At 60.3% G+C, this 21,252-nt stretch carries 19 protein-coding genes, 1 other RNA gene and 1 pseudogene; 16 read left to right on the top strand and 5 right to left on the bottom strand.

Annotation, left to right across the window (positions count from 1 at the left end):
• Positions 1 to 3: 3 nt before the first annotated feature.
• The 3 genes from DWV43_RS10155 to ndk all read left to right on the top strand — a co-directional run bounded on the left by DWV43_RS10155 (position 4) and on the right by ndk (position 2,512).
• On the top strand, positions 4 to 174 hold the full coding sequence (locus DWV43_RS10155; RefSeq protein ID WP_156058436.1) for a hypothetical protein: 171 nt from the start codon (positions 4 to 6) through the stop codon (positions 172 to 174).
• A 118-nt stretch (positions 175 to 292) separates the two neighbouring features.
• Positions 293 to 1,723: an argininosuccinate lyase gene (gene argH / locus DWV43_RS03290; protein WP_117806434.1), complete on the top strand. Its 1,431-nt coding sequence runs from the start codon at positions 293 to 295 to the stop codon at positions 1,721 to 1,723.
• Positions 1,724 to 2,107: 384 nt separating this feature from the next.
• Positions 2,108 to 2,512, top strand: a complete 405-nt coding sequence (gene ndk, locus DWV43_RS03295) for a nucleoside-diphosphate kinase (RefSeq protein ID WP_055251725.1) — start codon at positions 2,108 to 2,110, stop codon at positions 2,510 to 2,512.
• A gap of 175 nt (positions 2,513 to 2,687) precedes the next feature.
• On the opposite strand, the gene rpiB is transcribed toward ndk, so the two are convergent.
• On the bottom strand, positions 2,688 to 3,155 hold the full coding sequence (gene rpiB, locus DWV43_RS03300; RefSeq protein ID WP_117629409.1) for a ribose 5-phosphate isomerase B: 468 nt from the start codon (positions 3,153 to 3,155) through the stop codon (positions 2,688 to 2,690).
• Between the two features lie 270 nt (positions 3,156 to 3,425).
• On the opposite strand from rpiB, the gene DWV43_RS03305 reads away from it, so the two are divergent.
• Complete coding sequence (locus DWV43_RS03305; protein WP_117817067.1) at positions 3,426 to 4,745, top strand: serine dehydratase subunit alpha family protein; 1,320 nt, start codon at positions 3,426 to 3,428, stop codon at positions 4,743 to 4,745.
• On the opposite strand, the gene DWV43_RS03310 is transcribed toward DWV43_RS03305, so the two are convergent.
• On the bottom strand, positions 4,742 to 5,500 hold the full coding sequence (locus tag DWV43_RS03310) for an HAD family hydrolase (protein ID WP_117757023.1): 759 nt from the start codon (positions 5,498 to 5,500) through the stop codon (positions 4,742 to 4,744). The genes DWV43_RS03305 and DWV43_RS03310 overlap by 4 nt on opposite strands.
• A gap of 315 nt (positions 5,501 to 5,815) precedes the next feature.
• On the opposite strand from DWV43_RS03310, the gene rpsA reads away from it, so the two are divergent.
• The 3 genes from rpsA to DWV43_RS03325 all read left to right on the top strand — a co-directional run bounded on the left by rpsA (position 5,816) and on the right by DWV43_RS03325 (position 8,402).
• Positions 5,816 to 6,982 carry a 30S ribosomal protein S1 gene (rpsA, locus tag DWV43_RS03315; RefSeq protein ID WP_022095232.1) on the top strand — a complete coding sequence of 389 codons (1,167 nt, stop codon included), beginning with the start codon at positions 5,816 to 5,818 and terminating at the stop codon, positions 6,980 to 6,982.
• A gap of 341 nt (positions 6,983 to 7,323) precedes the next feature.
• Positions 7,324 to 7,685, top strand: an RNA gene (gene rnpB / locus DWV43_RS03320) — RNase P RNA component class A.
• A 78-nt stretch (positions 7,686 to 7,763) separates the two neighbouring features.
• Positions 7,764 to 8,402 (top strand): YigZ family protein, encoded by a 639-nt coding sequence (locus tag DWV43_RS03325; protein WP_199569345.1) that lies wholly within the window; start codon positions 7,764 to 7,766, stop codon positions 8,400 to 8,402.
• 67 nt (positions 8,403 to 8,469) lie between these two features.
• On the opposite strand, the gene DWV43_RS03330 is transcribed toward DWV43_RS03325, so the two are convergent.
• Positions 8,470 to 8,916: a C-GCAxxG-C-C family protein gene (locus DWV43_RS03330; RefSeq protein ID WP_117817069.1), complete on the bottom strand. Its 447-nt coding sequence runs from the start codon at positions 8,914 to 8,916 to the stop codon at positions 8,470 to 8,472.
• A 233-nt stretch (positions 8,917 to 9,149) separates the two neighbouring features.
• On the opposite strand from DWV43_RS03330, the gene DWV43_RS03335 reads away from it, so the two are divergent.
• The 4 genes and pseudogenes from DWV43_RS03335 to DWV43_RS03350 form a co-directional block, all read left to right on the top strand.
• Positions 9,150 to 10,433: an O-acetylhomoserine aminocarboxypropyltransferase/cysteine synthase family protein gene (locus tag DWV43_RS03335; protein ID WP_117629414.1), complete on the top strand. Its 1,284-nt coding sequence runs from the start codon at positions 9,150 to 9,152 to the stop codon at positions 10,431 to 10,433.
• Positions 10,434 to 10,573: 140 nt separating this feature from the next.
• Positions 10,574 to 11,878 carry an MFS transporter gene (locus tag DWV43_RS03340; protein WP_117817070.1) on the top strand — a complete coding sequence of 435 codons (1,305 nt, stop codon included), beginning with the start codon at positions 10,574 to 10,576 and terminating at the stop codon, positions 11,876 to 11,878.
• 157 nt (positions 11,879 to 12,035) lie between these two features.
• A complete protein-coding gene (locus DWV43_RS03345) occupies positions 12,036 to 12,614 on the top strand; it encodes a xanthine phosphoribosyltransferase (RefSeq protein WP_117629416.1) in 579 nt (192 codons plus the stop codon).
• Positions 12,615 to 12,767: 153 nt separating this feature from the next.
• Positions 12,768 to 13,079, top strand: a pseudogene (locus tag DWV43_RS03350) (peptide chain release factor-like protein); the annotation flags it as partial.
• Positions 13,080 to 13,100: 21 nt separating this feature from the next.
• Here the strand turns inward: DWV43_RS03350 and DWV43_RS03355 are convergent.
• Positions 13,101 to 14,063: a diacylglycerol kinase family protein gene (locus DWV43_RS03355; RefSeq protein ID WP_117817071.1), complete on the bottom strand. Its 963-nt coding sequence runs from the start codon at positions 14,061 to 14,063 to the stop codon at positions 13,101 to 13,103.
• An 86-nt stretch (positions 14,064 to 14,149) separates the two neighbouring features.
• On the bottom strand, positions 14,150 to 15,571 hold the full coding sequence (locus DWV43_RS03360) for a chloride channel protein (protein WP_117817072.1): 1,422 nt from the start codon (positions 15,569 to 15,571) through the stop codon (positions 14,150 to 14,152).
• 214 nt (positions 15,572 to 15,785) lie between these two features.
• Here DWV43_RS03360 and glp point away from each other — a divergent pair, with 214 nt between their 5' ends.
• From glp to DWV43_RS03385, 5 genes are all read left to right on the top strand, one after another.
• On the top strand, positions 15,786 to 17,048 hold the full coding sequence (gene glp, locus DWV43_RS03365; RefSeq protein WP_117817073.1) for a gephyrin-like molybdotransferase Glp: 1,263 nt from the start codon (positions 15,786 to 15,788) through the stop codon (positions 17,046 to 17,048).
• 10 nt (positions 17,049 to 17,058) lie between these two features.
• Positions 17,059 to 17,538: a molybdenum cofactor biosynthesis protein B gene (locus DWV43_RS03370; protein ID WP_117817074.1), complete on the top strand. Its 480-nt coding sequence runs from the start codon at positions 17,059 to 17,061 to the stop codon at positions 17,536 to 17,538.
• Positions 17,539 to 17,740: 202 nt separating this feature from the next.
• On the top strand, positions 17,741 to 18,613 hold the full coding sequence (modA, locus tag DWV43_RS03375; RefSeq protein WP_117817075.1) for a molybdate ABC transporter substrate-binding protein: 873 nt from the start codon (positions 17,741 to 17,743) through the stop codon (positions 18,611 to 18,613).
• Between the two features lie 245 nt (positions 18,614 to 18,858).
• Positions 18,859 to 20,124 (top strand): molybdate ABC transporter permease subunit, encoded by a 1,266-nt coding sequence (modB, locus tag DWV43_RS03380; protein ID WP_233542711.1) that lies wholly within the window; start codon positions 18,859 to 18,861, stop codon positions 20,122 to 20,124.
• Between the two features lie 3 nt (positions 20,125 to 20,127).
• Positions 20,128 to 21,198 carry a sulfate/molybdate ABC transporter ATP-binding protein gene (locus DWV43_RS03385; RefSeq protein ID WP_117817077.1) on the top strand — a complete coding sequence of 357 codons (1,071 nt, stop codon included), beginning with the start codon at positions 20,128 to 20,130 and terminating at the stop codon, positions 21,196 to 21,198.
• The last annotated feature ends 54 nt before the right edge of the window (positions 21,199 to 21,252 follow it).

The raw sequence follows: 21,252 nt of genomic DNA on the forward strand, positions 1-21,252 counted from the left end.
ATTATGTTCAATGCTATCGCGCATGCTTTACTTGCCCTCGCGCCCGAGTTCGATGCTGCAAAGGTCGAGGACGTTCCTATGAGCCTAAAGGCCTGGATCGATGGTTCGCAGGGCAACATTCGGAGGGAGACGTTGGGCGCCAAGTGCATGGCGCGTCACTTCTTTGCAAATTAGCTATATGGCCTCGCACATGGTGGGGAATATGCAAAACTAGCGGTTGAGAAATCGCTTTAGCGACAGGGCGCATTGCTTTGGGCGCTTGTTTTGGGATTTGATGAAAGGGGACGGTTCCATGGCTCTTTGGGGCGGTCGTTTTGAGGCAGGCGTGGCCGAGGTCACGCAGGAGTTTGGCGCGTCGTTGCCGGTTGACAAACATCTCTATAAGCAGGATATCGCCGGATCTAAGGCACATGCCAAGATGCTGGCGGCCCAGGGCATTATCAGCGCCGAGGACGAGCAGGCGATTGCCGAGGGCCTGACCGGAATCGAACAGGATATCGATGCCGGCAACTTCACCTTTGATATCAACGACGAGGACATTCATATGTCCATCGAAAGCGAGCTGACGCGTCGTATCGGCGAGGCTGGCAAGCGCTTGCATACTGGGCGTTCGCGCAACGACCAGGTGGCGACCGATACGCGCCTGGGCGTCAAGGCGCTGGCCAAGGAGCTCATGGAGGCCAATCTTGAGCTGCGCCATGTGCTGGTGGATGCGGCCAAGAAGTACGACAAGGTGATTCTTCCGGGCTACACGCATATGCAGCACGCTCAGCCCGTGCTGCTGTCACATCATCTGCTGGCGTATTCCTGGATGTTCGCGCGCGACTTTACGCGCCTGAAGGCCGCCTTTGATGCCGCCGACAACTGCCCGCTGGGTGCTGCCGCGCTTGCCGGTACGAGCTATCCGCTCGATCGCCAGATGACGGCTGCCGAGCTTGGCTTTGCGGGTGTGATTCCCAACTCGCTCGATGCGGTTTCCGACCGTGATTTCCTGCTCGATCTGCATTACGCCGGCTCCGTCATGGCCATGCACCTGTCGCGTCTTTCCGAGGAGATCGTGTTGTGGTCGAGCTCCGAGTTTGGCTTTATTACGCTTTCTGACTCGTACTCCACCGGCTCGTCCATCATGCCGCAGAAGAAGAACCCCGACTTTGCCGAGCTTATCCGCGGCAAGAGCGGCCGTGTGTATGGCAACCTGGTGCAGCTGCTTGTGACCATGAAGGGCCTGCCGCTGGCCTATAACAAGGACTTGCAGGAGGACAAGGAGGGCGCGCTCGATACCGCCCACACGCTCATGCAGTGCCTGTCGGTTATGGCCGGTATGATTTCGACTTGGACCGTCAACGAGGATGCCATGGCGCGCGAGTGCGGTGTGGGTCATCTTGCCGCCACCGATGTTGCCGATTACCTGGCCAAGCGTGGCCTGCCGTTCCGTGAGGCGCATGCCGTGGTGGGCCATCTGGTCCTGATGTGTGAGAAGCGCGGCTGCAATCTTGAGGACCTGCCGTTTGAGGTGTTCCAGGAGGCAAGCCCGCTCTTTGAGCGCGATATTACCGAGGCACTCGACATCCCGTCGATCGTTGCCGCGCGCACGACCGAGGGCGGCACCGCTCCTGCCGCCGTTGCCGTGCAGCTGCAGCGTGCCGAGGCGCAGCTCGTGGCCGACGAGGGCGTGTTTGGATCGCTGACCAAGGTTGTCGAGATGGGTCACGGGGCAAAGTAGAGGTTTGGCTGAAGACGTATTGTCCATTTATTGATAAATCGTTTTTGCTTTACGGGCGTCTGCTGATGCGGGCGCCCCTATTTTGCTGCTATGGGGGAGGGGCTTGTCGAGAACTTCTGTAGGACCTTTGGGCAGGTTGTGAAGGGGGTACGTTCGCGGGTGGCAACCGACCGCCCGCTCTGTTCGATGTGGTTGATGAGCGGTCGGATGGTACTCTAATCGGGCTTCGAAACAGAAGTGACACATATGGAGCGCTTTAATAAATTGCAGCGTTTCAATAAACAGCTTTTTGTTTAACTGCAGCTAAAACTCTGTTACGATGCAGTCCAGGCGGGTGCCGGAATGGGACTTGGGCACGCGCGAACCTACTTGAAAGGCTACCTTATGGCTATCGAGAAGACCTTCATCATGATTAAGCCCGACGCCGTGCGCGACCGCAAGATCGGCGAGATCGTTGCTCGTATTGAGCGCAGCGGCCTTGTCATCGAGCGCATGGAGATGACCACGCTCGAGCGCGCTACCGTCGAGGAGCACTACGCCCATCTGGCCGACAAGCCCTTCTTTGGCGGTCTCTGCGACTTTATGACGAGCGGTCCGGTCGTCAAGATGGTCGTTTCCGGTCTCTCCGCTGTTTCCAAGATGCGCACCCTTATGGGCGCTACCAACCCGCTTGATGCTGCGCCCGGCACCATTCGCGGCGACTTCGCTGTCGATGTCAACGCCAACGTGATCCACGGCTCCGACTGCCTGGAGAACGCCGAGATCGAGATCAAGCGCTTCTTTGGCTAAACCAGCTTTGACTCCTTAAAGCTGTTAGCGTGTGGCTTGGGCGCCGCGGAATTCCAACCGCGGCGCCCTTTTATTCCGGTAGATTTTTGGTAAACGCATAGAAAACTACTAAAGAGCCCCGTCCGGATGTTTCTTCCGGGCGGGGGCTGGCGCTAGCGTATGGCTTTGTAAGTCTTTAGGCCTCGTCGACAATCTTTAGTCCGCGGGTCTGGTCGATCTCGTTGAGGAGATTGACGCGACGCTCGTGGCGGCCGCCCTCAAACTCGGCGTCGAGCCATTCGTCGACAATCATCTTGGCGAGCTCGGAGCCCACGACGCGGGCGCCAAAGGCCAGCACGTTGGTGTTGTTGTGCATACGGGAGAGCTTGGCGCTGAAGGGCTCGGAGCACACGACGGCGCGTACGCCCTCGACCTTGTTGGCAGCCAGGCTAATCCCGACGCCGGTACCGCAGATCAAGATACCCAGGTCGACGTCACCGTTGGCCACGGCCTTGCCCACCTTGTAACCGGCGATGGGGTAGTCGAAGCTCTCGGAGGTGTCGGTGCCATAGTTCACGACCTCGCAGCCGCGCTCCTTCAGGTGCTCGGAAATGATGTTCTTGAGCTCGACGGCGGCGTGGTCGTTACCGATACCGATCTTCATGAGTGGTTCCTCTCTGGTCCGTGCGGCGGAATTGCTAAAGGTTTTACCGCGTTCGACTGCATGATAGCGCGACTTTTGTGTAAACGCTCGGGCGTTTTTTGGTCAAACGCTTAAGCATGCAACAAGACCTGCTTTTCATGAATGAATGCCGCCAGTTTGTGCTTGAGCGCCGTCCGCCGGAACCGTGGTTGCGGTTTTTGATGCATTGTTATCAAATAAAGGAGCTAACTTTTTTGAGAGACCAGCCCGTTATGCAAGCAGGAGATACCTATGCCTACCGATTCCCTTCGTGATGCCGCGTTTTGCGATGTTTTGAACCGCGAGCTTGTCTGTGCGCTCGGCTGCACCGAGCCTATTGCCGTTGCCTATGCAGCGGCGTTGGCGAGCCAGACGCTCGGTTGCGAACCCGATTATATGGACGTTGCCTGCTCGGGCAACATCATCAAGAACGTTAAGAGCGTGACCGTGCCCAACTCGGGCGGTATGCACGGTATTGAAGCTGCAGCCGTGCTGGGTGCCGTGGGCGGTGACGCCAAGAGCGCGCTTGAGGTGCTCGAGAGCGTTAACGATGAAGACCGCGCTCGTGTGGCCGAGCTCCTCGCCGACGCCGGCTACTGCGATGTGTCGCTTGTCGAGGGTGTGCCCAACCTCTACATCAAGGTGACTGCGACGGCCGGGGGCCATACCGCGGTCGTCGAGATTACCGATCACCACACTAATGTCACGTGCCATACGCTCGACGGTATTCCGGTATGCGGCAAGTCGGCGGGGGAGTGCGCCGCCTGCGCCGAGCGCGTGGTGGCCGAGCGTGCGGCAGATAACGCCGATACGCCCATGTCCATTGATTCCATCATCGACTTTATCGAGGACGGTGACATTGAGGGCGCCCGCGCTGCCGTTGAGCGTCAGATTGAGCTGAATGGCGCAATCAGTGCCGAGGGCCTTGCGCACGCTTGGGGCGCCGAGGTGGGTCGTACGCTGCTGGGTGCTCGTGCCGATGACGTCGCCTGCCGTGCCCGTGCCCGTGCGGCCGCCGGGTCCGACGCCCGCATGAACGGTTGCGCGCTGCCGGTCGCCATTGTGTGCGGCTCGGGCAATCAAGGCATTACCTGCGCATTGCCCGTCATGGAGTATGCCGAGTACCTGCGTTGCGACCACGAGCGTCTGGTACGCGCCGTGATGCTGTCCGATCTTATCGCCGTGCATATCAAGAGCTATATTGGTGCGCTTTCGGCGTTTTGCGGTGCTATTTGCGCCGCGTGCGGCGCCGGCGCTGCGATTACCTGGCTGTGCGGTGGCACGCGCGAGCAGATTGGCGCGACGGTCTCGAATACGCTCGGTAACGTGGGCGGCATCGTGTGCGACGGCGCCAAGGCGAGTTGTGCCGCCAAGATTTCGGCTGCCGTCGATGCGGCGATTCTGGGACATGACATGGCCATGCAGGGGCGTGGCTTCCGTGCCGGCGAGGGTTTGATCCAGGATACCGTCGAGCAGACGATTGCCAGCATGGGCTACGTGGGCCGTGTGGGTATGAAGGACACCGACGTCGAGATCCTCAACATCATGATCGGCAAAACCCAAGTGTGCTAGGACAGTTCGTCGGCTACTTGGTGTTCGTAGAAGGCTTCTACTACGGCGTTAAAGTCGCGGGCGAAGCCTTCCATGGTTCCGCGCCAGGTGACTCGGTTGGGCTTGCCCTGGCCTACATAGGCAGTCTGAATGCCGCAGGCGGGGTTAGGGAAGTCGCGTTTGGGATCGTTGCCCACCATAAGGACCTCGTGCGGTTCGAGCCCCATCACCTGAAGCTGCTCTAGATAGTAGGTGGCATCAGGCTTGCAGCGGGTGGCGTTTCCCATGTGCGTGACGAGCTCAAAGGGGGCGTCGGCCAGGTCGCCCCAACCCATGCGGCACTCGATGGCCCCCTGCGGAAAGCTGGGGTTGGTAAAGAGCGCGCAGCGCAGCCCTGCGTCCTGTACGGCCTGAAGCGCGGCGTGTGCGCCCGGCATGGCATGGGCGTTGATGAGTTCGTCATTCTTGTACGGAAGAACTTCGCGGTCGTAGTAGGTAAACGCCTCGTAGATAAGTGGGTCCGAGAGGCAAATGCCGCATCGGCGCTCGACCTCTTCTTGGTAAAACTCAAGATTGGTGCGATTGTCCGTGCTGCTGCGGCGATTGGCGTTGAGGTCGACCAGGATGGTGCCGAGGCGTGCCATCGTGCCACCGCGGCTGCGGCGCCCGATATCCGCGAGCATCGAAGAGACATCCTTAAAATAGCGAAGGATGAACGCGTTGAGGTTGATGCTAAGAAGCGTTTCGTCCATATCGAAAACGACTGCTTTGAGCACGCGGGCACCTTTCTCGAAAAATCGATCTAGAATCGTTGGCTCCGGATACTTTACCCCAAAGCCGAATGCCTGGCTGGTTATCGTCAAGTTGCGGAGACGTGTGTTCATAAGATTACGAAAAAGTCTCCACACGAGTAAAAAATCGCAGTTCACGCTTGAAATCGAACTCATTTCCCCGTAACCTATACGAACGTGATTGCATAAGCGTCACATTAGTATCTGTCGGCTCCCGAGTGTTCCTAAACGTTGTGTGCTTGTCGCACCCTTCTGTAGGTCCTAGCAATCGGGGCCCCGTAGTTCGAAAGGGGTCCACCTTTGAGTGAGATTCAGAACTCGTCCATTTTCTCTCTTGACGATGTCAACGAGGAGGAGATGAACAACCTCATCGACGGTACGATTACCGACTTTGATGAGGGCGATCTCGTTAACGGCACTGTCGTTAAGATCGAGCATGACGAGGTGCTCGTTGACATCGGATTCAAGTCCGAGGGCGTTATCCCGGTCCGCGAGCTGTCCATCCGCAAGGACGCTAACCCTGCAGACATCGTTGCACTCGGTGATCCCATCGAGGCTCTGGTTCTCCAGAAGGAGGACAAGGACGGTCGTCTGGTCCTGTCCAAGAAGCGTGCCGAGTACGAGCGTGCTTGGAACCGCATCGAGGAGAAGTTCAACTCCGGCGAGAACGTCGAGGGCGAGGTTATCGAGGTTGTCAAGGGCGGCCTGATCCTCGACATCGGCCTGCGTGGCTTCCTGCCCGCTTCCCTCGTCGACCTCCGTCGCGTCAAGGACCTCACCTCCTACATGGGCACCCGCATCGAGGCCCGCGTCATCGAGATGGACCGCAACCGCAACAACGTTGTCCTCTCCCGTCGCGTCGTGCTTGAGGAGTCCCGTAAGGCCGAGCGCTCCGAGATCCTGTCCAAGCTCAAGTCTGGCATGCGTCTCCAGGGCACCGTTTCCTCCATCGTCGACTTCGGCGCCTTCGTCGACCTCGGCGGTATCGACGGCCTCATCCACATCTCCGAGCTCTCCTGGAACCACGTCAACCATCCTTCCGAGGTTGTCAAGGTCGGCCAGGAGGTCGAGGTCGAGGTTCTCGACGTCGATCTCAACCGCGAGCGCATCTCCCTGGGTCTCAAGCAGACCACCGAGGATCCGTGGCGCGCACTGGTCAAGAAGTACCCCGTCGGCGCTATCGTCGAGGGCACTGTGACCAAGCTTGTCCCGTTCGGCGCTTTCGTCGATCTGGGCGAGGGCATCGAGGGCCTGGTGCACATCTCCGAGATGGCCAACAAGCACGTCGATCAGCCTTCTCAGGTCACCCATGTGGGCGACAAGGTTCAGGTCAAGGTCATGGAAATCGACCTCGACCGTCGTCGTATCTCCCTGTCCATGAAGTCTGCTGCTGAGACTCTGGGCGTCGAGATCGAGGTTACCCCGCTGCCTTCCGAGAAGAAGGACGAGGAGACCGACGCCGAGTAAATCGGTTTGACGATCACTTGTTTTAAGGGATCCGTCCGTAATGGACGGGTCCCTTTTTGCATTTGCTGCTGAGGTGCGCGATGTCGTCCGCGCGCAATGCTGTCCGAGCTGTCCACAGGCTATTAGGTTTTCGGTGCATGAAAAAATGCCGACATCCCGCCTCGGGGAGGAGGCGGGAACGCACCGAGTAGACGGAGGGGTGCGGAGCGCGGTCGCGTCTCGACTGACGACGTTGCCCATCGACAGGACCATTGTAGCGCATGGCGGTTCTTGGTTTATCGTGTCGAGCGTTTGCGTTGTGCCATTGCCTGCGGCAACGGTGTGTTACACTCTTGCACTGCTGAGTGGGCCAGACGGTCGCGCGATGTGCTGCTTGCAGTACGCGTGAGGAAAGTCCGGGCTCCAGAGGGCGGGATGCCGGCTAACGGCCGGGCGGAGTGATCCGACGGAAAGCGCCGCAGAAAAGAAGACTCCCACCTGCGCCGCAAGGCGTAAAGGGAAAAGCTGAAACGGTGGTGTAAGAGACCACCAGCGTCGTGGCAACATGGCGGCTTGGCAAGCCCCATCCGGAGCAAGCGCGAATAGGAACGCTATGGGCCGGCCCGGTTCGCGTTCGGGTAGCGTGCGTGGAGCTGCACGGTAACGTGCAGACAAGATAAATGACCGTTCACGACAGAACCCGGCTTACAGGCCCACTTGGCATTTTTGTTACCCTGACAATCGGTACGGCCTTTGCCGTATTATTGAAGCTGTTTGTTGCTTTGCTTGTTGTTGAGGGGCTTTGTTGGACAGCTATTTTACTCTGCAATCGAATATTGAGGTTTCGGGCGAGTTTGTGGACCGCAAGAGCCGGTTTATTGCCCAGCTGGTCCATATTGAGTCCGAGGACGAGGCGAATGCCTTTATCGAGATGGTTCGCAAGCGTCATTACGACGCTCGACACAATGTTCCCGCGTGGATTTTGGTCGATGGACGCGAGCGCCAGAGCGATGATGGTGAGCCGAGCCGCACGAGCGGTATGCCGACACTCGAGGTGTTGCGCGGTGCGGAGCTCAAAAATGTTTGCTGCGTAGTGACACGCTATTTTGGTGGTACGTTGTTGGGGCCCGGTGGCTTGGTACGCGCCTATACCGCGGCGACGCAGGCGGCGGTGGCCGCGGCTCAGGAGGCCGGGCAGATCGTTGAGATGACGAGTGTCGTGCCTGTTGACGTGCATGTGGCCTATCCGCAGTATGAGCAGGTGCTTCGCTTGGCCCAGGATTCCGGTGCCAAGGTTTCGGATACCGAGTACGCGGATGCCGTGACGATTCATTTGGTGTTTAAGGCGGGGGAGCAGGAGCCGTTTTGCGTTAAGATGCGCGAGCTTATGGCGGGGCGCGAGGAGATTGAGGTCGGCGCTCCCGAATTTGCCGAGTTCTAACGACGACGGCCGGCGTGCTTTTGGATGAATCCCAAGCGCGCCGGCCGTCGTTTTATGTTGTCGCCGTTTACTCGGCGAGCTGCTTTAGCACATCGCAGGCGATGTCGACGGCGTCGTCGATGCAGCCGGGGCAGCTGCGGAGCGGACCCTGGTCCGATCCGACGCCTTTGAGCGTGCCGCAGACGGTCGTGGTGTTCTTCTCGCCAAAGCGCTTGGCAATCTCGCGCGACAGCTTGTAGGTCTGGCCCTTGGTCTTGGGGTTCTCCATACCGTCGCTCATCACAAAGCCCATGATGGCCACGGCGCCCGAGATGGCGCCGCAGGTCTCGGTCATGCCGCCCATGCCGGCGCCAAAGCCCTCGGTGAGGGTAAAGGCGATCTGGGGGTCGAGCCCCACAGCGGGCGCGAGCGTGCAAGCGACAGCCTGGGCGCAGTTAAAGCCGCGGGCGTGGTATTCGGCAGCCTGAGCCTGACAGGCGGTGATGTCGAGCTGGGCCGTATCGATTTGCTTCATCGTTGTCTCCTTGTTCATGGTGTACCCGCCTATGGTACCCTTGCCGGCGCATTCGCTTATCGAGACCGCAGTGCATATCTCATTGTTTTTCGCCATCGAACACTTTCTTAAGATTTGGGACAAATAAACCTGATTAATTTGTCCCATAACCTATCGGCGGGATGGGTTGAGAGGGGTGCGGGGTAGCGGTATTGTGAACCGAATAAAACAAAACCCAAGTAAGGGAGTTGGATATGTGCGAGCAGACTATCGGTACCACGTGCGTTCAGGGCGGCTATCATCCGGGCGATGCGGAGCCGCGCCAGGTGCCCATCTACCAGTCCACCACGTGGAAATACGACACGTCCGAGCACATGGGCAAGCTGTTTGACCTGGAGGAGTCGGGCTACTTCTACAGCCGTTTGCAGAACCCCACGTGCGATCTGGTCGCCGCCAAGATCTGCGAGATGGAGGGCGGCACCGCTGCGATGCTCACGAGTTCGGGCATGGCCGCGAACTTCCTCGCGATCTTTAACGTGGCCGGTGCCGGCGATCACGTGGTCGCGAGCTCTGCTATCTACGGCGGTACGTATAACCTGCTCGCCCACACCATGGGCCGCATGGGCGTGACTTGCACGTTTGTCGCCCCCGACTGCACCGATGAGGAGCTGGAGGCAGCCTTTGAGCCCAATACCAAGCTCGTCTTTGGCGAGACGATTGCCAACCCCGCCCTTGCCGTGCTCGATATTGAGCGCTTTGCCAAGGCCGCGCATGACCACGGCGTGCCGCTGATGGTCGACAACACCTTCCCGACGCCCGTGATGTGCCGTCCCTTTGAGTGGGGCGCCGACATCGTCACGCACTCTACCACCAAGTACATGGATGGGCATGCGGCCTACCTGGGTGGCGTGATCGTCGACCACGGCCAGTTTGACTGGATGGCCCATGCAGACAAGTTCCCGGGTCTCACCACGCCCGACGAGAGCTATCACGGCGTGACCTATGCCGAGAAGTTCGGTCGCGAGGGTGCCTTCATTACCAAGGCAACCGCTCAGCTCATGCGCGACCTCGGCCCCATGCAGAACCCGCAGGCGGCGTTTTTCCTGAACAGCTCGCTCGAGAGCCTGCATGTGCGCATGCCGCGTCATTGCGAGAACGGCCTAGCCGTTGCCAAGTTCCTGCAGAGCCATCCCAAGGTGCGCTTCGTGAGCTATCCGGGCCTGGAGGGCGACAAGTACTATGACCTGGCTCAGAAGTACATGCCCAACGGTACCTGCGGCGTCGTGAGCTTTGGCTTTAACGGTGGTCGCGCGGCGGCCGAGACCTTTATGAAGAGCCTTAAACTTGCCCAGATCGCCACGCATGTGGCTGACGCCCGCACCTGCTGCCTGCATCCCGCTAATGCCACACACCGCCAGATGAACGATGAGGAGCTCATCGCCTGTGGCATCTCCGCCGACATGGTGCGCCTGTCGTGCGGCCTCGAGGATACGGCCGATCTGATTGCCGACCTTGAGCAGGCGCTCGAGCAGTGCTAGGCTAGCGTTCGCATAAGGCGCCGATGCTGGCAGAAAGCTTCGGCGACCTTCAGTTCCGATTCCGTAGGCGGGACCCCAATTGCGTTTTTGCAGGCGATTGGGGCCCCGTTTTTTGCGTTGTGCCACTCGAAAGGATGGATATGGAGAAAACCGCAGAGCAGCTGCGCCGCGAGCACCTTGCCCTTGAGGGCGACACCCATGGCAAGAACAAATGGGCGATTCTGTTTACCGTGCTCATCATGACGTTTATGTCGTGTCTGGATTCGACCGTCGTGACCGTGGCGTTGCCCGTGATGCAAAAGGAGCTGGGCGTGGGCCTCGACCGCATCCAGCTGGTGAGCTCGGTGTACCTGCTTGCGACATGCGTGGCTATGCTGCCGTTTGGCCGCTTGGGCGACGTGCGCGGCAAGGTGGGCGTATTCCAGCTGGGCGTCATCGTTTTTACGGCCGGCTCGCTGCTTTGCGGCCTTTCGAGTTCGCTCGAAGTTCTTATTCTGGCACGCATTGTGCAGGGCGTCGGCTGCGCGGCGGCCATGGCTAACAACATGGGTATCATCACCGAGTCGTTTCCGGCGCGCGAGCGCGGTCGTGCCATGGGTATTCTCGCGACCTTCGTGGCCCTCGGCATGATGTGCGGCCCCGTGCTCGGCGGCATGCTGGTGGCAAGCTTTCCCTGGGAGAGCATCTTCCTCATCAACCTGCCCATTGGCGTCATCTCGTTTATCGTGGGACTCTATACACTACCGCATGTTAAGCCGGAGGCCGGCGAGCGCCCCATGTCCCTGATTGAGGCTGCTCGTCGCTGCTTTGCAAATTCGGCCTTCACCATCAACCTTGCTTGCATGCTCATCGTGTTCGTTGGTATTGGCGCATCCGAGTTTATCCTGCCGTTCTATTTTCAGGACGCTCACGGCTTTGGTTCCGACATCTCTGGACTACTCTTTTTGGCGCTGCCGATGGTGAATGCCTTTATCGGCCCGCTTTCGGGTACGGTTTCGGACCGCGTTGGCTGCGAGGGCCCCACGGCGGTCGGCCTAGGCGTGTACGTATGCGGTCTTTTTGCGGTAAGCACGCTCGACGAGCACTCTTCCATCCCTGTGATCGTGTGTTGCGTCGCGTTTATGTCGTGCGGTACGTCGATTTTCCAGAGCCCCAATAACTCGCTGTATATGGGCTCGGCTCCGCGCGAAGCGCTCGGCTTTGCGGGCAGCCTGGGTAGCCTGGCGCGCTATGCGGGTATGGCAGTGGGCATTACAGCGGCATCGCATATCCTGTATGGGCAGATGAGCGTGGCGATGGGCGAGTCCGTGACCAGTTTCGTTGCAGGCCGTCCGGATGTGTTCCTGTTCGGCTTTCGCTCGGTGTTCTATGTGCTCATGGCTGTGGCCGCTGTGGGTTTTGCGCTCGCCATGGTGCGTTTGGTGAGGATGCGCGCCCGCCATTAGTGTGTTGAGAGACTGTCTGCCACGATTCGCGCCGTCCCAAAAAGACCGGTTTGTGGTGCGATGCGGCTTGTGGGGCGGGCGGGGGTCGGTCCGTGGTAGACTATCGAACAACGTTTATTAATCGCGCGGCATCGTTGCCGCGAGAAGGGGTTGCGCCATGCAGGAGCTTGAGGATCGTATTCGCCATGACGGCATCGTAAAGGCCGGTAACGTCCTTAAGGTTGATGCCTTCCTCAACCACCAGTGCGACGTTGAGCTGTTCGACCACATGGGCGCTGAGTGGGCCCGTCTGTTCAAGGATGTCGAGATCAACAAGATTCTGACGATCGAGGCTTCGGGCATTGGTATGGCTTGCATCGCAGCCCAGCATTTTGGTGGCGTGCCGGTTGTCTTTGCCAAGAAGGCACAGTCCATCAACCTCGACGGCGAGCAGTATGCTACGACCATCTACTCCTTTACCAAGCAGAAGGAGTATCCGGTCATCGTGGGCAAGCGCTTCCTGTCCGAGGGCGACAAGGTCCTGATCATCGACGACTTCTTGGCCAACGGCTGCGCGCTCGAGGGTCTTATCAAGATCTGCGAGGCTGCGGGTGCCGAGGTATCCGGCATTGGCATTGCGGTGGAGAAGGGCTTCCAGGGCGGTGGCGATAAGCTCCGCGAGCGTGGCTTCCGCGTTGAGAGCCTGGCCCGTATCGCCGATATGGACTGCGAGACCGGCGAGATCACCTTCGCCTAAGCGCGCAACACAAGCGATTGGTATGCGATGTGACAAAGGGACTGTCCCTTTGTCACATTTTTTTGTATGAGGGGAGGTATTGATATGGATGAGAACAAGATGGGATGGTGCGAGTATGCGCGCTATGCCGCGATGGCGGCCGAAGAGTTGGCGCGCGATTGCGAGGTACAGGTGTTTCGCGCGACGGGTCCGGGCGGACAAGGCGTGAACACGACGGACTCGGCGGTGCGCATGAAGCACGTGCCCACAGGGATTACCGTGACGGCGCGCGAGAGCCGCAGCCAGTTCCAAAATCGCGCGAGCTGCCTGCGCAAGCTGCACGCCGAGCTCGAGCGACGCGGACGTCCACCGCGTCGACGTGTAAAGACCAAGGTGCCCCAGCGCTCTCGTCAGCGCAGACTCAATGACAAGCACTTCAATGCCATTAAAAAGGCCAACCGACGCAAGCCGGGCAGCGACGAGTAGTCGTTTGTTCCACTGGCCTTGCTAGCGGGTAGGGTGCCAAACTTGGATGGCGCTGCCGAGGACGTCGACCTCGATGCGCGAGGCGTCAACGGGCTCGCCGTCGGCCTGGATGGGGTAGTCGGGCTCCTCAAAAGTTAGCTCGGCATGGCGGCAGCGGCGCATGCGAACCGGTGGCAACTTGGTATGGTGGCCGTCCTTGGCCGAAAGGAACATAGGCAGGGCTACCGCGCGAGGGACGGGGCCGCAGGCGTAGCAGACGTCGAGCATGCCGTCGCAGGGGTCGGCATCGGGGCAGATGCGATAGCCCGAGCCATAGGTAGGACCAAGCTGAATCGCCATGATGATCGCCCTCACGCGCTCGGCGGGCGCGCCGTCAAAGCTGACTGTCATGGGGTAGTTGCGGTAGCGCAGGCCAAACTGCTCAAGTCCCGAAAGGGTGTAGAGCGGCGCGCCCGTCAAGCCGGTCTTTTTGCGCAGCTCGGTGGTGCCCAGGCCGATGGCGGCATCGATGCCGACCGAAAGCGTCTGGTCGTAGTACTCAACGGTAGCCTCGCCGCTGCCGCTCGCAGGGCTCCACGAGCGAATGCGCCCGATGTCCTGACGCTGCAGCTCGCAGGTGAGCAGCGCGCCATAATCCTTGCCGGAGAAATCGTCGATGCCGAGCGTCTGGGCAAAATCGTTGCCGGAGCCCACGGGCAGGACGGCAAGAGCGGGGCGGGCGTCCTCCTTTTGCGTCATAAGCCCGTTGACGACCTCGTGAATCACGCCGTCGCCGCCGAGTGCGATAACGGTGCGATAGCCCTGAGCCTGTGCGGCCAGCTCCTTGGCGTGTCCCATACGCTCGGTCAACACCAGGTCAAACTGGGATGCGCGTGCAGTCATGTCCAAAAAGCGTTGCAGGCGCTCGGCAACTTCGCGTGCCGCACCCGACTGGGCGGCTGGGTTGGCGATGATGAGCGTGCGACCAAAATCAGTTGCGTGCATGGGGCGACTCCCGGCGTGTGACATGACAGTGCGGTCGCGCTCAGGTCGAATTAGCCCCGATTGTGGCTGCACGGCGATTATTACATCTACTCTATCAGGTCGTTGTGGCGCTCGATAGCATCCGCTACCGTACCTCCCTCATCCACAATAAGCGAGCGGCGCTTGGGTGAGATGATGCGCTGGGCGGGGTACACGCCGCGGTGTCCGCCGGCGAGATAGCTGATAAAGGCCACGATGACAAAGAACCCGGCGGCCGTGCCGTGGAACAAGTCGATGGCCATCATGCAGGTGGTGATGGGCACGTTGAGGCCGGCACAGAAGACGCCGAGCATGCCGAGGGCCGCCATAAAGCTCGGGTCGAGTCCAGCGAGGCAGCCAATCCATCCGCCGAGCGCCGCACCGATGCCAAACAGGGGCGTGACCTCGCCGCCTTGGAAACCGGCACCCAGGGTGAGCGCCGTTACGACGAGCTTGATGGCGGCGTCGGCGAGGGTGGTGGTGCCGGCAAACCCGGCGCCCGAAAGCCACGTGGAAAGGCCGGCATACTCCCAGGCGTCAAGCAACGCATAGGCCGCAAGCACCACGAGTGCGCCGACGAGCGCACGGACGAGATAGTTGGTGATAAAACGCGCATACAGGTTCTTGACCGTGCGGACCGACCAGGCAAAGAGGCGCGCCGTCAGGCCAAAGACAATGGCTCCGATAACGACGATGGCAACCGTTCTGGGCGTCATGTCGGGAACGCTGGCGATGACGTTGCTCTCGTACTGGGTGCCCAGGGCGAGTGACGTAAAGTAGCCGGTAAACGAGGCGACCAGGCAGTAGATGCCCGCGGTGTAGTCGATCTTGCCGATAAAGCACATCTCCATGCCAAAGAAAGCTCCGGCGAGAGGTGATCCGAACACGGCGCCAAAGGCAGACGAGATACCGGCGAGCATGAGGTCGTGGTGGTCGTGTTTTTTGAGATGGGCAAGGCTCGAGACATTGCTGGCGATGGTACCGCCGATCTGCACCGCGGCGCCCTCGCGGCCGGCCGAGCCGCCCGTCAGATGCGTGAGCGTGGAGCACACAAAGGTGAGGATGGCCATGCGCGCATGGATGAGTCGTGTGCCCAGGGCGGAGTCGATGACCAAATTGTTGCCGCGCTTGGCGGCGAGACCGTGGTTCTTGTAGACCCACGCGGTGGCCACGCCCACGACGGGGAGCAGGGCGTAGATCCACGCATGGCTCTCGCGATAATCGGTCGCAATATCCAGCGAGGCCAAAAACGCCCAAGCGGCAACGCCCATGGCGAGCGAAACGACAACGACGAGCGCGAGCAGTTTGGCGCTCGCGAGCATGTTGTGGGCATTGCGGCGCGTGTCGGCGGCCAAGAGCTGTTCGGAGCGGGTGAGCTGGTTGCGACCGCTGATGATCAAGTCGGCCGGAGAGAAGGACCTGCCGTCTGTGTCCTGACGGGTGTCATCAGACGGGTCGAGTGTATTTTCACGTTTATCGATAAAAGCCATAACGTCCTCTTTATTGTTGCGATGCATGCATTATAAGACGGCACCCCGTGCCTTAAGGCAATTGACAGGTTTCGGTTCTGTTACGAAAGGCGCGTGGCCGACAGGTGTATTTGCCGTTGCGGGCCATGTCTTGAGCGGGCAGCGGGGGATTATACTGAACCAAACATAAAGAATCGGCGCCACTGTTGCGCGCCGTGGCATGTAAGAGGTGTATATGGCTAAGACGCTCATCCCGCTGGAGGACGCGCAGGCAATCGTCCTTTCGCAGGTGCGCAGGACCGAGCTCGTCGAGATCCCGATTTGGCAGGCGGCCGGTCTTCCCCTGGCTGAGGATGCCACGGCCGATATCGATATCTCGCCGTTTGCCAACAGCGCCATGGATGGATATGCCGTGCGTGCCGACGACCTCGCCAAAGCGTCCTCCGATACGCCCGTGACGCTTTCCGTCGTGGGGCACGAGGCGGCGGGCCATGTGTTTGAGGGCGCGATTGGCGCGGGCGAGACCGTCCGTATCATGACGGGTGCACCGGTGCCCGAAGGTGCGGATGCCGTTGTGAAATACGAGATCGTCGAGGTGCTCGACGGCGACGGCAACGAGGGTTCACACGTGAGCTTCTCGGCACCGGCTAAGGTGGGGGAGAACGTTCGAGCTGCAGGCGAGGAGGCCCATGCCGGCGATGTTGTGATGCACGCTGGCGAGGTTGTGGCCCCGGCCGGCGCCGGTTTGCTGGCGAGCGCCGGTTACGCGAACGTTAGAGTGCACGCCGCCCCGCGTGTGGGCGTTATCTCGCTGGGCACGGAGCTGGTCGCGCCCGGCCAACTGCCGGCGCGTGGGCAGATTCGCGATTCCAATTCCTCGGCGTTAATGGCCGAGGTGCTCGATGCTGGGGCCGACCCGGTGTTCTACGGCATTGCGCCCGACGACGAGCGGGCGATTGCCGAGCTTGTGCACCGCGCCGCGCAAGAGTGCGATTTTGTCATTACGAGCGGTGGCGCCTCGGCTGGCGACTACGACTACGTGACGGCGCTGGTTCAGCGCGAGGGCGAGGTGCTGTTCGATCGCATTTCGTTGCGTCCCGGCAAAGCCATTACGTTTGGCCTGCTCGGCGGCAAGCCCTATCTGGGGCTTTCGGGCAACCCCGCGGCGGCATACGTGGGCTTTGAGATGCTCGCCCGCCCGGCGATTCGCAAGATGCGCGGCTTTGCCGAGGGTGCGCGTCCCGTGCAGCAGGCGGTTCTTACCCACGGCGTGAAGAAGCGACAGGACCGACGCTTCTATGATCGCGCCACGGTTGCGCGCGATGCGCAGACGGGTGAGCTTACGGTCACCGAGGCGCACAGCCAGAACTCGGCGCTGCTCGGAACCATGCAGCGTGCGAACTGCCTGTTGCGCATCAACGAGGGTCCGTGCGATCTTGAGCCGGGCGACGTCGTGGATGTCGTCCGTGTCGATCTGCCCGAGGGCGCCGTGCTGTAGGAGGAATGCTATGGAGTTGAAGATTTCGATCGTGACGTGCTCGGATACGCGCGATCTTGCCCAGGACGAAGCAGGCGCTGCACTCGAGGAGCTCGTCGCGGCGCAGGGCTGGACGGTTGCCTCGCATACGGTGGTGCATGACGATGTTGACGAGATCGGTGCTGCCATTGTGGCTGCGGCCGACGATTGCCAGGCCAACGTGGTCATCACCTGCGGCGGCACGGGGCTTTCGATGCGCGACGTGACGCCCGAGGCGACGCGTGCCGTCTGCGACCGCGATGTGCCGGGTATTGCCGAGGCGATCCGTGCATACTCTATGACCAAGACGCGCCGTGCCATGCTTTCGCGCGCCGTGTGCATGCAGCGTGGGGCTGCGCTTGTCATCAACTTTCCGGGATCCACGAAGGCGGCTCGCGAAAGCTGGGAGGCCGTGAGCGACCAGCTGGAGCACGCGGCCCACATGGCGGCGGGCGGTGGACACGCTCGCTAAACTGCTTGCCTGTAGCGGAGTGACCTTATGGGTCGCTCCGCTTTTTTAAGCGGCGACAACGCGAGCGTCTTGCGGCTATCGGTATAAGAAATTATCAAACGATAATTTCTTATCACAAGCATTATTCGCGCTAAAGTATAATTCAATTACAGGATAAAGCCCGCGGCGGGGTGCCCGGGCGTAGCGCTCGAAAGGGTTGAACATGTTCGATATGGTTTCTCGCCGCGGATTCGTCTCGCTTTCTGCTGTCGCCGCTGCCGGCCTTGGCCTTGCTGGCTGCTCGGGCAACAAGACGTCTGAGCCGGCCGGCTCCGATGCGGGTTCTGCCAAGACTTCTTTCAAGAAGGCTGTCGAGCTGCAGGTATTTGCCGCCAACTCGCTCGAGAAAGCTCTGCCCGAGGTTCAGAAGCTCTACACCGATCAGACCGGTACCACCTTTGCCGACACGCAGTTTAAGGCGTCCGGCGACCTTGTCGAGCAGATGCGCGCCGGCGCTGCGGTGGACGTGCTCATCACGGCCTCTAAGGGCACTATGGATGATGCCGAGGCCGCCGAGCTCGTCGATGCCGACACGCGCGAGGACATGTTCGTCAACGACCTCGTGATTATTCGTGCCGAGGGCTCCGACACCAAGGTCGAGGCTATCGCCGACGTCGCGAGCCTGGACGGCAAAATCGCCATCGGCGACGCCAAGACCGTTCCCGCCGGCAAGTATGCCAACCAGGCGCTGGCTTCTGTTGGGCTCTACACCGGTACCGAGGGCGACGACGGTGAGTATGCACCCGAGCTCGCCGACAAGGTGGCTTTGGCCGACAAGGTCGGCACCGCCGCAGCTTACGTCTCTACGGGCGACTGCGTGGCCGGCTTTGTCTACAGCTCCGACATCTTCCGCTACGACGGCATCGAGGAGGCCTTCGTGTGCCCCGAGGATTCGCACAAGCCCATCGTGTATCCGGGTGCCGTTGCCGAGAGCTCCGAGCACGCCGACGAGGCCAAGGCGTTCATCGACTTCTGTCTGACCAACAAGAAGGCGCAGAAGATTTGGGCTAAGTACGGATTTGAGCTTTCCGCGTAGTGCGGCCTGGCGCGATAATTCCATCGTTTTGTGTTTAACTCCGTCCTTGTATTCTCTTGGAGCTTTTCGTGCTTAATAGATTCCGCATGCTTGTCGCCTGTGCTTTGACCTTCGCGCTTTGCTGGGTGCCAGGATTTGCGTTTGCTGGGGAAGCTGAGGACGGGGCTCAGGTTGCTGCGACCGCTCATGGGCTTTCCTATGGGATCGAGGGTTTTGAGCGGTTGGCCAGGGGGACCGCTCGTGCCATGGAGGGCCAGCCTGAGGGCTACCGGTTTCCCGTTGACGAGGACGTGGACCTTGTAGTGGCGCCTGCTGCCGATCGCGTTGTGGTGTGGGTATCGCCCAAGGCGGTCGAGAAGTATGGATTGGATCCGCAGGACAACGAGTGCGCATCGGGTCTCAAGGCTCTCGTCTGTGAGCTCGACAGCGCAAACTGCATGGGAGGCGCACGGCTGGAAGACATGGAACTTCCTTGGTATGCCACGACGGAAGCGGCGTTTAATGTCGGTGGGTATACCTATGCCTTTGATGAGCGCGGTGCGAATGGGGACCGCTATGTGGTCATCGCATCAGCCTCGGGTGATGCCAAGGGCGGCGCGCGTTGGCTTGATAGCGCTCAAATCGTGGTAGCATCATCTGTTATGATGCAAGATGAACAGGAGCCCTTGGCGTCCCTTGTCGCCTTTTTGACCGGCATCGACTATCGCCCGCTTTGGGTGTCTATCAAAACGAGTGGCCTTGCCCTGGTGATTGCCTTTGCGCTGGGCCTGTTTGCCGCATGGAAGACTATGGGCACGACGAGCCGCGTGAAGGGCCTGCTCGACTCGGCCTTTACCATCCCCATGGTGCTGCCTCCCACGGTGTGCGGCTTTCTGCTCCTCATGCTGTTTGGCCGCTCGACCGGGGTTGGCCAGTGGCTTATCGCGCACGGCATCTCGATCGTCTTTACCTGGCCAGCGGCGGTGATATCTGCCGTGGTGGTGTCGTTTCCCCTGGTCTACCGTACGGCGCTCGGCGCCTTTGAGAGCCTGGACACGCAGATGCTCGACGCCGCGCGAACCCTGGGGTGGTCCGAGCGCCGTATCTTTGCCAAGCTTATGATGCCACTCGGCTGGCCCTCGATCGCCGCCGGTACGGTGCTCGCCTTTGCCCGTGCGATGGGTGAGTTCGGTTGCACCCTCTTCTTTGCGGGTAACTATGCCGGTATTACGCAGACCATCCCCATCGCTATCTACTTTGAGTGGATGGGTGGCAACATCTCAGTTGCCCTCTTTTGGGTTGTCGTCGTGATTGCGTTTAGTTTCCTGGTCATCCTGTTTATCAACATGTACACCGCGCATTCGCAAAAGTATCGCGAGCGGGGCCTTTCCCGTGCGGAGCGCAAGCGGGCCAAAGAACTCGCCGATACGGCCGATTCGCTCGACCCGGTGGGCGGCGATGCCCTGCGTATCGATCGCGAGGCGCTGGCCGAGCTCATGCGCGATGATGCCACTCTGCAGGGAGGTCGATAGGCCATGTCGATCGTTCTGGATATCAAAAAGCGCTATCCCGGGTTTACGCTCGATATGCAGCTTGAGGCTGGAGAGGAGCGCGTGGCGCTGCTGGGCGCCTCGGGGTGCGGCAAGAGCTGTACGCTACGCTGCATTGCCGGTGTGGAGACGCCCGACGAGGGCAAGATCGTCGTCAACGGCGTGACCTTTTTTGATTCGGCGGCGGGCATCAACCTATCGCCCCAGGAGCGTAAATGCGCCCTGCTGTTCCAAAACTATCAGCTGTTTCCCAATATGACGGTGGCCGATAACGTGTGCGCCGGCGTACAGGATGCGGGTGACGTCGCTGCACGCAAAAAGCTCGCCGAGCGCTATCTGGGCATTTTTGGTCTGGCCGATTTTGCCGACCGCTATCCCGCACGCCTCTCGGGTGGTCAGCAGCAGCGCGTGGCGCTTGCGCGCATGGTGGCGGCACACCCGGGCATTTTTATGTTCGACGAGCCCATGAGCGCGCTCGATGCCTACCTTAAGAGCGCGCTCGAGCAGAACATGCTCGACCTGTTCGACGTGTGCAACCGCACCGTGCTCTACGTGAGCCACGATATCGACGAAGCGTGTCGCCTGTGCCAGCGCATTTGCGTGATGCATAACGGGCATGTGGAGGAGATCGGCTCCGTCGAAGATGTGGTCCGCCGGCCGCAAACCTTGGCCGCGCTGCGCTTGACGGGCTGCAAGAACACAAGCCGGGCGTGCAAGATCGGCGACGAAGAAGTTGAGGCTCTCGACTGGGGCATGACCTTTAATGTGGGTCGCGAGGTTCCTGATGATGTGGCGTACCTGGGGATTCGCGCAAGTTACTTCCATGTTGACAACCGTGCCGGGCGGGGTCGTAACAGCTACGACTTACACGTGGCCCGGGTGAGCGATTCGCGCTTTGAGCGGCTGGTGCTGTTGGACGTGCCACGTGTCGATGCGCCCACGCGTCTGCAGTGGAAGGTCAACAAGGTGAGCGTGGCTTCCGACGAGCTGCCGCAGGCCGACGAGACCCTGCGCATGCACTTCGATGCCAAGAGAATTCATCTGGTTTGTCGATAATGTGACAAAGGGACAGTCCCTTTGTCACATGCGGGACCTCGGTCGCCTAGAAGC

The organism is Collinsella sp. AF05-9, from assembly GCF_003465595.1.
GTDB lineage: Bacteria > Actinomycetota > Coriobacteriia > Coriobacteriales > Coriobacteriaceae > Collinsella.